This is a genomic window from Ruegeria sp. ABM4_193 (assembly GCF_056158705.1).
Window position 1 is genome coordinate 507,206 of sequence record NZ_JBSWTT010000001.1, and the last position, 13,451, is coordinate 520,656.

Annotated in this window: 14 protein-coding genes; 9 read left to right on the plus strand and 5 right to left on the minus strand. The window is 58.9% G+C overall.

The features are described from left to right. Positions 1 to 8 precede the first annotated feature (8 nt). The 3 genes from rsmI to gshB all read left to right on the plus strand — a co-directional run bounded on the left by rsmI (position 9) and on the right by gshB (position 2,233). Positions 9 to 863, plus strand: coding sequence for a 16S rRNA (cytidine(1402)-2'-O)-methyltransferase (gene rsmI, locus ACXADZ_RS02500; RefSeq protein ID WP_475192443.1), 855 nt, complete (start codon positions 9 to 11; stop codon positions 861 to 863). A 4-nt stretch (positions 864 to 867) separates the two neighbouring features. Beyond that, a complete protein-coding gene (locus ACXADZ_RS02505; protein ID WP_475192445.1) occupies positions 868 to 1,239 on the plus strand; it encodes a YraN family protein in 372 nt (123 codons plus the stop codon). 61 nt (positions 1,240 to 1,300) lie between these two features. Beyond that, positions 1,301 to 2,233 (plus strand): glutathione synthase, encoded by a 933-nt coding sequence (gene gshB, locus ACXADZ_RS02510; RefSeq protein ID WP_475192446.1) that lies wholly within the window; start codon positions 1,301 to 1,303, stop codon positions 2,231 to 2,233. On the opposite strand, the gene ACXADZ_RS02515 is transcribed toward gshB, so the two are convergent. Genes ACXADZ_RS02515 through cobU form a run of 4 tightly spaced genes read right to left on the minus strand, consistent with a single transcriptional unit; the run spans position 2,230 to position 5,831 of the window. Next, the gene (locus tag ACXADZ_RS02515; protein ID WP_475192448.1) at positions 2,230 to 3,744 is read right to left on the minus strand and encodes a YifB family Mg chelatase-like AAA ATPase; all 1,515 of its coding nucleotides are present in this window, start codon (positions 3,742 to 3,744) and stop codon (positions 2,230 to 2,232) included. The genes gshB and ACXADZ_RS02515 overlap by 4 nt on opposite strands. Before the next feature lie 47 nt (positions 3,745 to 3,791). Further along, complete coding sequence (locus ACXADZ_RS02520; RefSeq protein WP_475192449.1) at positions 3,792 to 4,676, minus strand: glutathione S-transferase; 885 nt, start codon at positions 4,674 to 4,676, stop codon at positions 3,792 to 3,794. A 58-nt stretch (positions 4,677 to 4,734) separates the two neighbouring features. Continuing rightward, on the minus strand, positions 4,735 to 5,313 hold the full coding sequence (locus ACXADZ_RS02525; protein WP_475192451.1) for a histidine phosphatase family protein: 579 nt from the start codon (positions 5,311 to 5,313) through the stop codon (positions 4,735 to 4,737). After that, positions 5,310 to 5,831, minus strand: a complete 522-nt coding sequence (gene cobU / locus ACXADZ_RS02530; protein ID WP_171184015.1) for a bifunctional adenosylcobinamide kinase/adenosylcobinamide-phosphate guanylyltransferase — start codon at positions 5,829 to 5,831, stop codon at positions 5,310 to 5,312. The genes ACXADZ_RS02525 and cobU overlap by 4 nt, the downstream gene beginning before the upstream one ends. A gap of 100 nt (positions 5,832 to 5,931) precedes the next feature. Here cobU and ACXADZ_RS02535 point away from each other — a divergent pair, with 100 nt between their 5' ends. The 6 genes from ACXADZ_RS02535 to ACXADZ_RS02560 all read left to right on the plus strand — a co-directional run bounded on the left by ACXADZ_RS02535 (position 5,932) and on the right by ACXADZ_RS02560 (position 12,502). Then, positions 5,932 to 6,810 carry an RNA polymerase factor sigma-32 gene (locus ACXADZ_RS02535; RefSeq protein WP_475192454.1) on the plus strand — a complete coding sequence of 293 codons (879 nt, stop codon included), beginning with the start codon at positions 5,932 to 5,934 and terminating at the stop codon, positions 6,808 to 6,810. Next, positions 6,807 to 7,631: a ChaN family lipoprotein gene (locus ACXADZ_RS02540; RefSeq protein WP_475192456.1), complete on the plus strand. Its 825-nt coding sequence runs from the start codon at positions 6,807 to 6,809 to the stop codon at positions 7,629 to 7,631. The genes ACXADZ_RS02535 and ACXADZ_RS02540 overlap by 4 nt, the downstream gene beginning before the upstream one ends. Before the next feature lie 63 nt (positions 7,632 to 7,694). Continuing rightward, complete coding sequence (gene coaBC / locus ACXADZ_RS02545; RefSeq protein WP_475192457.1) at positions 7,695 to 8,891, plus strand: bifunctional phosphopantothenoylcysteine decarboxylase/phosphopantothenate--cysteine ligase CoaBC; 1,197 nt, start codon at positions 7,695 to 7,697, stop codon at positions 8,889 to 8,891. A gap of 15 nt (positions 8,892 to 8,906) precedes the next feature. Then, positions 8,907 to 9,362 carry a dUTP diphosphatase gene (gene dut, locus ACXADZ_RS02550; RefSeq protein WP_475192459.1) on the plus strand — a complete coding sequence of 152 codons (456 nt, stop codon included), beginning with the start codon at positions 8,907 to 8,909 and terminating at the stop codon, positions 9,360 to 9,362. Further along, positions 9,362 to 10,411, plus strand: a complete 1,050-nt coding sequence (locus tag ACXADZ_RS02555) for a HesA/MoeB/ThiF family protein (protein WP_475192460.1) — start codon at positions 9,362 to 9,364, stop codon at positions 10,409 to 10,411. The genes dut and ACXADZ_RS02555 overlap by 1 nt, the downstream gene beginning before the upstream one ends. Positions 10,412 to 10,486: 75 nt before the next feature. Beyond that, positions 10,487 to 12,502, plus strand: coding sequence for a M3 family metallopeptidase (locus tag ACXADZ_RS02560; protein ID WP_475192462.1), 2,016 nt, complete (start codon positions 10,487 to 10,489; stop codon positions 12,500 to 12,502). A 2-nt stretch (positions 12,503 to 12,504) separates the two neighbouring features. Here the strand turns inward: ACXADZ_RS02560 and ACXADZ_RS02565 are convergent, their stop codons facing one another. After that, positions 12,505 to 13,437 (minus strand): 2-hydroxyacid dehydrogenase, encoded by a 933-nt coding sequence (locus ACXADZ_RS02565; protein WP_475192464.1) that lies wholly within the window; start codon positions 13,435 to 13,437, stop codon positions 12,505 to 12,507. Positions 13,438 to 13,451: the final 14 nt, after the last annotated feature.

A 13,451-nucleotide genomic window follows, 5' to 3' on the forward strand; every position in this document is an offset into this window, starting at 1 on the left:
GTCCAGCTTTGAATTTCCAAAAGATCAGATTGGCTGCGGGCCTGTATTTTGTTGCCACTCCGATTGGAACCGCGCGCGATATTACGCTCAGGGCGTTGGATGTTCTTGCTTCAGCCGACGTGATCGCAGCGGAAGACACCCGCAGTTTGCGCCGTTTGATGGAGATTCACGGCATCCCACTCGAGGGGCGCCGGATTCAAGCCTATCACGACCACAGCGGCGCAGGTGCGCGCGATAAACTCATGCAGGCATTGGCGCAGGGGCAATCGGTTGCCTATGCGTCCGAGGCGGGCATGCCGCTGATTGCGGATCCGGGCTATGATCTGGGCAAGCAGGCGGCTGAGGCCGGGCACATGGTGACCTGCGCCCCCGGTGCGTCGGCTGCCTTGACAGCGCTGACCTTGGCAGGTCTTCCGACCGACGCGTTCTTTTTTGCTGGTTTTCTACCCAATGCATCCGGCGCACGCCGCGCCCGGATTGAGGCATTGAAGGACATTCCCGGCACGCTTGTGTTCTACGAATCCCCAAAACGTGTCTCCACCAGCTTGTCAGATCTGGCCATGGTTCTGGGGGCGGATCGACAGGCAGCGCTGTGTCGCGAATTGACCAAGAAGTTCGAAGAGATCCGCCGAGGCACCCTGGCCGATTTGGCCGAGGAGTACCAAGACAAAACGGTCAAAGGTGAAATCGTTGTGTTGGTCGATCGCGGCCATTCGCAAAGCGTTAACGAATCCGATGTAGAAGAGGCACTGAAGCGAGCGTTGGAAAGCCACTCGGTTCGGGATGCGGCGGATCTTGTTTCAAAAATGTATGACCTGCCGCGCCGACCGATTTACCAGAAAGCTCTAAAGCTGGGAAAATGATGACATGGGTCGGCGGACAAATCAGGGCTCTGTTTCCTACCACGCCGGGCAGGCGGCAGAGCTTCGGGTTGCTGAGGATTATGAGCGCCGTGGCTTGACTATTCTGCATAGACGCTGGCGCGGCACGGGTGGTGAAATCGACCTGATCGCGCGCAACGGGGCTGGGCTTGTGTTCATCGAAGTCAAGAAAAGTAGCAGTTTTGACAAGGCAGCGGCCCGGATCAGCCCCAGACAGATTGATCGAATCTACGCCTCAGCTGCTCAGTTTCTAGAGAAAGAACCAAACGGGCAACTCACCGAAGTGCGCTTTGACGCAGCTCTGGTGGATGGGTCTGGCGCAGTTCAAATCATCGAAAACGCCTTTGGTCACAACTAAGCCCCATTGAACCCCAAGGCCTGCTGGGCCATGTATCTGGCGTGAAACTGAGGGACACGCCATGAAAATCGCCTTTCAAATGGACCCGATCGGGGCCGTGGACATCAACGCCGACAGCTCATTCCGGCTGGCGGAAGAGGCGCAGGCGCGCGGGCATTCGTTGTTTTTCTACGGGCCGGATCAACTGGCCTATCAGGAAGGTCGCATCACGGCGCGTGGCCACGACATGACAGTGCAGCGGGTCGCAGGTGATCCGGCGGTGCTGGGACCGGAACGCGAGGTTGATCTGGCTGATTTCGATGTGGTCTGGTTGCGACAGGACCCTCCGTTTGACATGCATTATATCACGTCCACGCATTTGCTGGATCGTCTCAAGGGTCAGACTCTGGTGGTCAACGACCCGTTCTGGGTGCGCAATTATCCGGAAAAGCTGTTGGTGCTGGACTTTCCTGATTTGACACCGCCAACAACGATTGCGCGTGATCTGCAGACGATCAAAGCGTTCAAGGAAAAGCACGGCGATATCATCCTCAAACCACTTTATGGCAATGGCGGCGCAGGCGTGTTCCGACTGGATGCCAATGATCGCAACCTGACGTCTCTGCACGAGCTGTTCACCGGCTTCTCGCGTGAGCCTCTGATTGTGCAGAAATTCCTGCCTGACGTTAGCAATGGCGACAAGCGGGTGATTTTGGTCGATGGTGAGCCCGTTGGCGCGATCAACAGGGTTCCTGCTGCGGGCGAGACACGATCGAACATGCATGTGGGCGGGCGTCCGGAAAAGATCGGTCTGTCAGAGCGTGATCTTGAGATTTGCGCAGCAATTGGCCCCCTGCTTAAAGAAAAAGGTCAGATCTTTGTCGGGATCGACGTCATTGGAGACTATCTGACCGAGATCAACGTGACCTCCCCCACCGGCATTCAAGAGCTTGAGCGCTTTGATGGCGTCAACATCGCCGAAAAAATCTGGCAGGCCATCGAAGCCAAAGTCTAAGCCATGACCCGGGCGCTGATGCGAAAGCTTAGCGCCTCGGCTACGTGCGATCTGTGGACGTTTGCGGATCCTTCCAAATCGGCGATTGTGCGCGCCACGCGCAGAATGCGATGAAACGCGCGGGCGGACAGGCCAAACCGGTCCGCCGCTTTCAGCAAAAGCTCTTTGCCTTCCGCATCGGGTGTTGCGATCTCCTCCAGAACCTTCCCTTCTGCATCCGCGTTTTGGCGCAGATGTGGCGTTTCTTGAAATCGATCCGCCTGAATGGCGCGCGCATTTTCGACCCGTTCAGCGACTGTGGCAGAGCTGGCGCCGGATGGCGGCAGGTCAAGATCGGTGAATTCCACCGGCGGTACTTCTATCCGCAGGTCGAACCTGTCCATCAACGGTCCTGAGATGCGGTTCAAATAGTCCTCACCACAGCCCGGCGCGCGTGAGCAGGCGCGAGAGGGGTCCGTCAGATAACCGCATTTGCAAGGGTTGGCTGCGGCCACCAGCATGAACCGGCAGGGATACTTCACATGCGCATTTGCGCGCGCCACCATGACTTCGCCGGTTTCGATGGGTTGGCGCAGCGTTTCTAGAACGGTGCGTGGAAACTCAGGAAATTCATCCATGAACAGCACGCCGTTATGAGCCAGCGAAATCTCACCGGGTTTCGCGCCTTTGCCGCCCCCGACGATTGCGGCCATCGAGGCCGTATGGTGGGGCTCGCGAAAAGGGCGCGTGCGATTGATGCCGCCTTCGTCCAGCAAACCGCACAAGGACTGGATCATCGAGGTTTCCAAAGCCTCTACTGCGGTCAGGGGGGGCAAGATGCCGGGCAGCCGCGCGGCCAGCATGGATTTACCCGATCCCGGCGTTCCGATCATGATCAGGTGATGACGTCCTGCGGCAGCGATCTCCAGGGCGCGTTTGGCGCGTTCCTGCCCTTTTACATCACGCAGATCCCGCGCGCTGGGCGTCAGGTTTACTTCGCCAGGTTGCGCGGCTGGTAGGGGGGATTGGCCCGAGAAATGGCGCACAACATCGCCCAGAGACCCCGCGCCGATCACCTGCGTTGCGTCGACCCAGGCCGCCTCGGCGCTGGAGGCGCGGGGGCAGAGCAACATACGATCATCAGATGCCGCCGTCATCGCCGCGGGCAGGGCACCAACCACCGGGACCAGAGAACCGTCGAGTGAAAGCTCTCCCAAAGCTACGGTGCTTTCAGCGGCGTCGGCTGGAATGATCTCTAGGGCCGATAGCAGCGCGACGGCTATGGGTAGGTCGAAATGGCTGCCTTCTTTGGGTAGGTCGGCGGGGGACAGGTTGATGGTGATCCGCTTTGAGGGCAAGGCGATTGCCATCGCGCTCAACGCGCTGCGCACGCGGTCGCGGGCTTCGGATACCGCCTTGTCTGGCAGGCCCACGATGGAAAAGGCGGGCAGGCCGGGGGATACGGCGCACTGCACTTCGACCGGGCGGGCATCGACCCCTTGGAAGGCAACGGTATGTGCACGGGCGACCATGGCAGTCCTGTTCTTGGTTAACAGGACGTTGCTGCCATGGTTGTGGTTTAAGAGTCGTTAACGGATGCGCGCAGGGCAGTGAATTTGGGCCACGCGCCGGGGTCAGCCACAGTTTTGTCGCGGCAGAATGGATTGCAGAACCCCCAGTATTGGCCATCCAATTCCAGAAAATCCGCAACCGGTTTGCCGGAATACGGACAAGTCTCGTTGAGGGAAGGGCCGCCTGATACCGGTTTGGCGTTCGAGTCCCCTCCGACCGGCCAGGGCATCGATGACAACTCTTGCGGATAGGGGAATGGGTCATACTTAACTGTCATACCCATTGCGCGCCATTGTCTGACGGCTGGGTCCGACAGGAGGTCTAAACAATAGGCCCGGTTCGCCTCGGACACGGGCAGCCCATAGCCGATGATCCGTGCTGCAACGGGCGTGTAGAACACATCTGCCAGCGAATAGGTGCCGAACAACGGACCGTCTTGCGCACCCGAGATACGCCGCGCGTGTGCCCAGAGTGTCTCAATTCGTTCAAGATCTGCCAGCGTTCCAGAAGACGGAACAAATCCTTCCCAAACGTGCCGCAACTGCATTGCGCATTGGCCGCGCAGGGCGCTGAAACTGGCGACCATTTCAGCGCAGAGCCAGCGGGCGGTTGCCCGTGCGGCGGGATCTTCAGGCCACAACTGTGCGTCTGGGTGACGCTCGGCCAGCGTCTCGGCCATGGCCAGGCTTTCGCCCACAACCGTTCCCTCGGGCAGGCGCAGCGCGGGAACCAGACGGGCTGGGGCCAGCGGTTCCATGTCTTGTTTCATGCTGCCCGAGTACAGGCCGATCATGTGGCTGCGATAAGGCACATTGAATTTCTCAAGCATCAACCAGCCGCGCATGGACCAGCTGGAGAAGAGGCGGTCACCGATGTACAAATCATAAGTCATACATGAACGATGCCGCAGGCCGGTGGCCCAGTAAAACAGTGATTTGTGCGGGGTTAGTTCACGGAAGGTGATTGATCTTGCCGACCGTCCATGAGTTGCCACCTAAGGTAATGTCCGTGACAGACAGATTATCGATCCTGTGCGAAAAGGTTTGCTGCCCGTCCAGATCCAAAGCGCGTTGTACTTGCGTGAGGATCACGCCGAAATGCGCGACGATCACCAGATCGCGCCCCGTGTGCTGAGCCACAAGCGCGTCGATTGCGGTATCGACCCGATTGCGGACGTCGTTCCAGCTTTCGCCCTTCGGTGGGCGGACGTCGCCGGGGTTATCCCAATAGGCAAAGGCCAGTTCAGGGTCTTCTGCTTCGATATCGGCGAATCCGCGCAATTCCCAGCTTCCAAAGTGGATTTCCCGAAGGTCCGGATTGTGAGGCAAGCGAAGGCGTGGCCCCTGAATTGCTGACGCTGTGTCTACAGCGCGCGACAAGTCGGAAGAGATCACAATTGCCTCGGACGGCAGATGATCATGCAGGCGTCTCAAGGCTGCTGTATCGCTCAGGTCCGCAGGCAGATCCGACCAACCGACCATGGTTTTTGCATGTGTCGGCCCGTGACGGACAAGATGCAGGCGCGTCATGGCAATTGGCCTTTCAGAACAGATGGTAATCCGGCTGTCACCTGTACGACCAGATCCGCCTGCGCCGCCAAGGCTATGTTCAGTCGCCCCTGCGCCTCGCGGAATTGGCGAGCGAGAGCGTTGTCCGGGACGATTCCGTGACCTACCTCGTTCGAGACAATCACAACCTGGGCCGGGCAGTCGTTGAGGGCGTCCAGCAGGTTGGTCTGTGCCACTTCCAGATCGGATTCCGCCAGAAGATGGTTGCTTAACCACATGGTGGCACAGTCGATCAGACAAATCTGATCGTGCGGCAGGCGGGCTAGCACCGGTCCCAGATCAAGTGGTTCCTCAAACGTGGTCCAGCCGTCGCCACGCTGTGTCAGATGGCGTTTGACCTTTTGGCGCATCTCGTCATCAAACACTTGTGATGTCGCAAGATAATTCCTGCTTTTCCCTGTGGAAACAATAAGTTCTTCAGCAAAAGCCGACTTGCCCGAGGCAGCCCCCCCAAGAACCAAGGTTAAATCCGACGACACATTTCTTACCTTTGGATGATCCACTTAGTGTTGTTTTGCGTATCGGTCATAGGTCGGCAAAGCAAGCCCGGCCAGCGCCTGCAAAACAGGGGAGAGGTTGATGGCACTGGATAACGCGACAGACTTTTCGATGTCCCGGCAAGCGATGAAGGCTGAGTTGCTGGATGCGGAAACCGAACTAAAGCTGGCTTACGCGTGGCGCGATGAGCGTGATGAACAAGCTCTGCATCGGTTGATCACTGCGTATATGCGGCTGGCGATTTCGATGGCTGCCAAGTTTAAACGCTATGGCGCGCCTATGAATGACCTTATTCAAGAGGCTGGGTTGGGTCTGATGAAGGCGGCAGACAAGTTTGACCCTGATCGCGGTGTGCGTTTCTCGACCTATGCCGTTTGGTGGATCAAAGCGAGCATTCAGGACTATGTGATGCGCAATTGGTCCATGGTTCGGACCGGGTCCACATCTGCCCAAAAGTCGTTGTTTTTCAATATGCGGCGGGTACAGGCCAGGTTAGAGCGTGAGGCGGCGACCGAAGGTTTGGAGTTGGATCGTCACCAGTTGCATCAGATGATTGCCACCGAAATTGGTGTTCCCCTGCGTGATGTCGAAATGATGGAAGGACGTCTTTCCGGTTCAGACTTTTCGCTGAATGCGGTGCAGTCTGCGGACGAAGACGGGCGCGAGTGGATCGATGCGTTAGAGGACGATCGCGAACAGGCTGCGGAATTTGTTGAACACAGCCATGACACAGCGCAACTGCGCGAGTGGTTGCTGATCGCGATGAACGCGCTGAATGACCGCGAACGTTTCATTGTACGTGAGCGCAAGCTGCGAGAGCCTGCAAGGACGTTGGAAAGCCTTGGAGATGAGCTGGGTCTGTCAAAAGAACGTGTGCGCCAGCTAGAGGCCGCGGCTTTTTCAAAAATGCGTAAGAACCTTGAAGGTCAGTCGCGCGAGGTGCAACACTTCATTGCATGAAACATCTTGCGATTCTTGTGTGTGTTCTGGGCTTTATGGTCGCCGCAGTGCGACCTGGCGGAGCAGAGGCTTTAATACCTGACACAGCTCTGACTGCGATGCAGGGCGCCGATGTCTTGATACTTGGTGAGGTACACGACAACCCCACCCATCACCACATTCAGGCCGCAGCACTGACCGCTTTTTCTCCTTCGGCTGTTGTGTGGGAAATGGTCACTGAAGAAGGTGCGCAGCGGTTGGCGCAAAAGGCAGTGTCGGACCCGGAAGAGTTGGGCCGTATCCTGAAATGGGCTGAAAGCGGATGGCCTCCGCTCAGCATGTATTATCCTGTTTTCCAAGCCTCAACTGCGCCCGTGTATGGGGCCATGGTGCCAAGGTCTGCCGCACGCGCTGCGATGGAACGCGGGGCGGCCACCGCTTTGGGCGCGGATGCGGCGCGATTTGGTTTGACGGTTCCTTTACCACCCGATGAACAGGCAGCGCGAGAGGCGGATCAACTGGCCGCTCATTGCGACGCGTTGCCTGCTGAAATGCTGCCTCAGATGGTTGCAATTCAACGCTTGCGTGACGCGGTGCTTGCCCGTGCAGTGGTGCGTGCGATGGAAGAAACCGGCGGACCGGTAGCCGTGATCACCGGCAATGGTCATGCGCGCAAGGATCGTGGGATCCCGACCTATCTTGCGCGCCTTCAGCCGGGATGGAAGGTTGTCGCAGTGGGACAATCCGAAGACGGGATTATCGATGGCGATTTCGACGTGGTAATCGATAGCCCATCGATAGAGCGCGAAGACCCCTGCGCGGCATTCCAGGTGCAAAATTAATCTCTGGAACTACCTGCTGGCCTTGCCTAATGTCGGGGCCGACCGGGACGGGAAGGGCTCAACATGCTGTCATCCAAACGCATTTTGCTGATCATTGGCGGGGGGATTGCGGCCTATAAGTCGCTGGATCTGATCCGCAGGCTGCGCGAGCGTGGAGCTGATGTGACGCCGGTTCTGACCCGCGCAGCAGAAGAATTTGTGACCCCCTTGTCCGTGTCCGCACTTGCAGGCGAAAAAGTCTATCGCGATCTGTTTGATCTGACCGATGAGGCTGAGATGGGGCATATTCAGCTCTCACGCTCGACCGATTTGATCGTCGTGGCCCCTGCAACGGCGGATCTGATGGGCAAGATGGCCTCTGGGCTGGCAAACGATCTGGCATCGACCCTTCTGATGGCGACAGACACGCCTGTTCTTTGCGCGCCCGCGATGAATGTACGGATGTGGGACCACCCGGCAACGCAACGCAACCTAAAGCAGCTGCAGGCGGATGGGGTGCGTTTTGTTGGGCCAAATGAAGGCGACATGGCCTGCGGCGAATACGGTCCGGGCCGCATGTCCGAACCGTTGGAAATCGTTGCGGCGATTGAGGCTCAACTGACAGCGGGAGCTTTGGCTGGCAAACGTGTGCTCGTGACCTCGGGCCCCACGCACGAACCGATTGATCCTGTGCGCTATATCGCGAACCGGTCGTCCGGTGCGCAAGGCTCCGCTGTGGCACGAGCGCTGGCGGATTTGGGGGCCGAGGTGATCTTTGTCACTGGTCCAGCAGATGTGCCCCCTCCGGCAGGTGTACAGGTCGTACCGGTCGAGACGGCGCAACAGATGTCTGACGCGGTCGATGCCGTTCTGCCCGTCGATGCGGGCGTGTTCGCGGCGGCGGTCGCCGATTGGCGTGTGGCGAGTGCATCGGACAAGAAACTGAAGAAAAGCCGGGATGGCTTGCCGGTTCTGGAATTTGCCGAAAACCCGGACATTCTGAAACGTGTATCCCAGATGGATGTGGGCCGCCCGCCGCTGGTGGTGGGCTTTGCGGCGGAAACGGACGATGTGGTTGAACACGCCACCGCCAAGCGCCTTCGCAAAGGCTGCGATTGGATCGTTGCGAACGATGTAAGCCCGGCCACCGGTATCATGGGTGGGTCCGAGAATGCGGTCATTCTGATTTCGGACAGTGGCGCCGAGGAATGGCCGCGTTTGGGTAAGGACGAAGTTGCCCGGCGTCTGGCGGCAAAGATCGCGGACGCATTGGCAGGCTGAAGGAAAGGCATGGGTATGGTTGCAATTCGAGTGATCCGCGAAGACGGTGCTGACCCTGCTGTCGCGCTTCCGTCTTATGAAACAGCTGGGGCCGCCGGGGCGGATGTGCGCGCCAACTTGCCAGGTGGCACCCCTATCGTGCTGGAACCCGGCCAACGCGCTCTCGTGCCAACCGGCCTGCGCATCGAAATACCTCAGGGGTACGAGGTTCAGGTCCGTCCTCGCTCGGGCCTTGCACTGAAACACGGGATTACACTGCCCAACACGCCAGGCACCATCGACAGCGACTATCGCGGACCCTTGGGGGTGATCGTGATGAACGCGGGCCAGGACCGTTTCGAAATTGCCCATGGTGAGCGCATCGCGCAACTGGTGGTCGCCCCTGTCGTGCAGGCCACATTCGAACTGGCTGAAGAATTGGGTGAAACCGGTCGCGGGTCTGGCGGCTTTGGCTCAACCGGGCGCGGCTGATGCTGCTGGTTTTTGTTCTGGCTGCGGGACTTTGGGGCGTTGGCTATATTGCCGGCACGTCAAAAACAGCGCGTGTGGCTTCGGTCAGTGTGTTGTTGGCCGGAGTGATCCTGTCTCATCTGATCTTGCCAGACGGGCATCCGCTGCGTCAGGCGACAGGCGGCTCGGCGGCAATGTGGTTGATCCTTGTAGGTTTCGGCGCGATTGTTTTGGTGTATGGCAGGGGGCTGAAAGCCCTGCGCAATCGCGCAGAGTCCGTTTCAGATCAGGAACCTGCCATGCCCACCGACCGATTTACCGAGACCGAGCTGGACCGCTATGCCCGTCACATCGTTTTGCGCGAATTGGGCGGTCCGGGGCAGAAAAAGCTGAAAAAAGCACGGGTTCTTGTGATTGGCGCGGGTGGTTTGGGTGCCCCGGCTTTGCAATATCTGGCTGCAGCGGGTGTGGGCACAATCGGTGTCATAGATGATGACGTTGTCGAGAACGCCAACCTGCAGCGGCAGGTCATTCACCGGGACACAGATATCGGCATGCCCAAGGTTTTCTCGGCACAGCAGGCGATGGAGGCACAGAACCCGAACGTGGTGGTTCTGCCCTATCATCGCCGGTTGAGTGATGAGATCGCGGCCGATCTGTTTGCCGATTTCGACCTGATCCTTGACGGGACCGATAATTTTGACACGCGCTATCTGGCCAACCGCACGGCCGTCGCGCTGGGCAAGCCGCTGATCTCGGGGGCTTTGTCGCAGTGGGAAGGGCAGCTGAGTGTGTTCGACCCGGCCAATGGCACCCCGTGCTATCAGTGCATTTTCCCCGAGGCGCCAGCCCCCGGTCTGGCCCCGTCCTGTTCCGAGGCCGGGGTGATCGGCCCCTTGCCCGGCATTGTTGGGTCGATGATGGCGGTTGAGGCGATCAAGGTGATCACGGGCGCAGGCATGGCGTTGCGTGGCGAGATGCTGATCTATGACGCTCTGTACGGCGAAAGCCGCAAGATAACGCTGACCCGTCGCGCCGATTGCCCAGTCTGCGGCACCGCGAACGATTAACCTTTCTTTACGCAGGCTTTGGGTTCTGGAACACCCGGCCTTGGCGACTTAGCTATAGGGTCAAAGGAGATCCGAATGACCAACCCGATCCTGTCCAGCTGGACCACCCCGTTTGACATTGCCCCCTTTGCCGAAATCTCAGACGATGATTTCGCCCCGGCGTTGGATCAGGCAATGACAACGCATAACGATCAGATCGCGGCGATTGCCGAGAATTCTGACGCGCCGACCTTTGCCAATACGATTGAGGCTCTGGAGGCTGCGGGCGAGCAGTTGGACAAGGTTCTTTCGGTCTTTTTCACGGTTGCAGGGGCAGACAGCAATCCCAGACGGGAAGAGTTGCAGCGAGAGTTCTCCCCCAAGCTGTCGGCACATTTTTCCGGCATTTCCTCGAACAAGGCGCTGTTCAAACGCGTGGCCGACCTATGGGCGCGGCGCGATGATCTGAACCTGAAAGAGGAACAGGCGCGTGTGCTGATGCTGACCCATCGCGGTTTCGTGCGTGCTGGCGCAGCACTGGCAGGGGAAGACGACACCCGGATGCAAGAGATCAAGTCGCGCCTCGCCTCTTTGGGGACGTCCTTTACTCAAAACCTGTTGGCAGATGAGCGGGACTGGTTCATGGACCTGACCGAAGAGGATCTGCAGGGCCTGCCGGATTTCGTCGTGGACGCGGCACGCGCTGCGGGGCAAGAGAAAGAGGCGCAAGGACCAGTGGTGACCCTGTCGCGGTCGCTGATTGTACCGTTCCTGCAATTCTCACCTCGTCGGGACCTGCGCGAAAAGGCATATCGCGCCTGGGCCGCGCGCGGGGCCAATGGGGGCGACACCGACAACCGCGACATCGCTGCCGAGATTTTGGCGCTGCGTGAGGAACGCGCCAAGCTGCTGGGCTATGACAGTTTCGCCGACTACAAGCTGGAAACCGAAATGGCCCGCACACCGGACCGTGTGCGTGAACTGTTGATGCAGGTGTGGGAACCGGCAAAATCCCGTGCCGATGCTGACGCCGAGATCCTGACACAGATGATGCAGGAAGACGGCATCAACGGCCCGCTGGAAGCCTGGGATTGGCGCTACTACGCCGAAAAGCGGCGCAAGGCGGAGCACGATCTGGATGAGACGGCCCTGAAACCCTATTTGCAACTGGACCGTATGATCGAGGCGTCTTTTGCCTGCGCAAACCGTCTGTTCGGGCTGGAATTCGCGCCGCTGGACGTTCCGCTCTATCACCCGGATTGCCGGGCTTGGGAAGTCACACGTGACGGGCAGCACATCGCCGTTTTCATCGGTGACTACTTTGCTCGGGGATCGAAGCGATCTGGTGCGTGGTGCAGCGCGATGCGGGCGCAGGCGAAGTTCCCGCAGGTTCAGGCACCTGTTGTGATCAATGTCTGCAATTTTGCCAAAGGTGATCCGGCGTTGCTGTCTTATGACGACGCGCGGACATTGTTCCACGAATTCGGCCATGCCCTGCACCAGATGCTGTCGAATGTAACCTATGAAAGCATTTCTGGCACCTCGGTTGCGCGTGATTTCGTAGAACTGCCCAGCCAGCTTTACGAACACTGGCTGGAAGTTCCCGAGGTTCTGGCCGAGTTTGCGACCCATGCCGAAACGGGCGAGCCAATGCCGCAAGAGATGCTGCAGAAGGTGTTAAACGCCGCCAACTTCGATCAAGGATTCCAGACGGTGGAATATGTTGCCTCCGCGCTCGTTGATCTGGCCTTCCATGATGGCGATGCCCCGGCAGATCCGATGGCAAAACAGGCCGAAGTTCTGGCGGAATTGGGGATGCCACATGCTATCGGAATGCGCCACTCCACGCCCCATTTTGCCCATGTCTTTGCCGGTGATGGCTATAGCTCTGGCTACTACAGCTACATGTGGTCCGAGGTGATGGATGCAGATGCGTTTGCCGCCTTTGAAGAGGCGGGCGGCGCCTTTGATCCCGAACGCGCCAAGGCGCTGGAAGACAACATCCTGTCCACCGGCGGGTCGCGAGAGGCGGAAGACCTGTATCTTGCGTTCCGGGGTCGATTGCCGGGTGTGAACGCCCTGTTGAAAGGCCGCGGTCTGATCGCGGCCTGATTTCAGTAGCCCAGAGTGCGGTCTACGAGGTGCACAAAGGGCTCTCCGGCCTCACCGCGCCGGATATTCTCGCAAATAACCTGCGCGGCTGTGATCGGGCGGGTTTCAGACGCGATATGCGGAGTGACGGTGACATTCGGGTGCGCCCAATAGGGGTGCTCGGCAGGCAAGGGCTCGACACGAAATACGTCCAGTGTTGCGTGACCGACGTGACCTGTGTTGAGGGCATCCAATAGCGCATCGTCATCGATCAGCGGGCCACGACCCGGATTGATGATCCGTGCGCCCTTAGGCAGCAAGGCCAGCGTTTCGGCGTTCAGTGCGTTTTCTGTGGCAGGTGTATCAGGAAGCAACAGCACCAAGATCTCTGCCTGAGAAAGCGCTTGCCGCAATCCTTCTGGACCATGCAGACAAACAATGCCGGGAATGTCTTTGGCGGTACGGCTCCAACCGGAGACTTGAAAGTTCAGCGCCGTCAGGGCTCGGGCTGCGGCCTCACCCAACGTGCCCAATCCCAAAATACAGACGTTACGCTCTTGGGCCAAGGGCGGGGCAACAGGGGTCCAGACGCCATCCTGAACGGTAATGTGCTGGTCCATGCCCAGATGGTAGCGCAGGACGTGGCCCACAACCCATTCGGTCATGCCCTGCGTCAGCCCGTGATCCACCATCCGCGCCAATGGGACAGTCAGCGTTTCATTATCCGCGATCTTCTCGACACCTGCCCAAAGGCTCAACACCGCTTTCAATCGCGTATAGGGGGTGAAGTCTTGCAAACCGCCATTCGGAGCATAGACGACATAGTCCGCTTGATCCGGCTCAAACTCGGTGCTCAGCCGTGCGTCGACATTGGCCTCTGCCAGGAAATTGGTCAGCAGCGGCTCATACACGGGCCAAAGCGCAGGGCGCGCGGAAAACAGGACGTTTGCGGGCATCGGGGGCCTTTCAG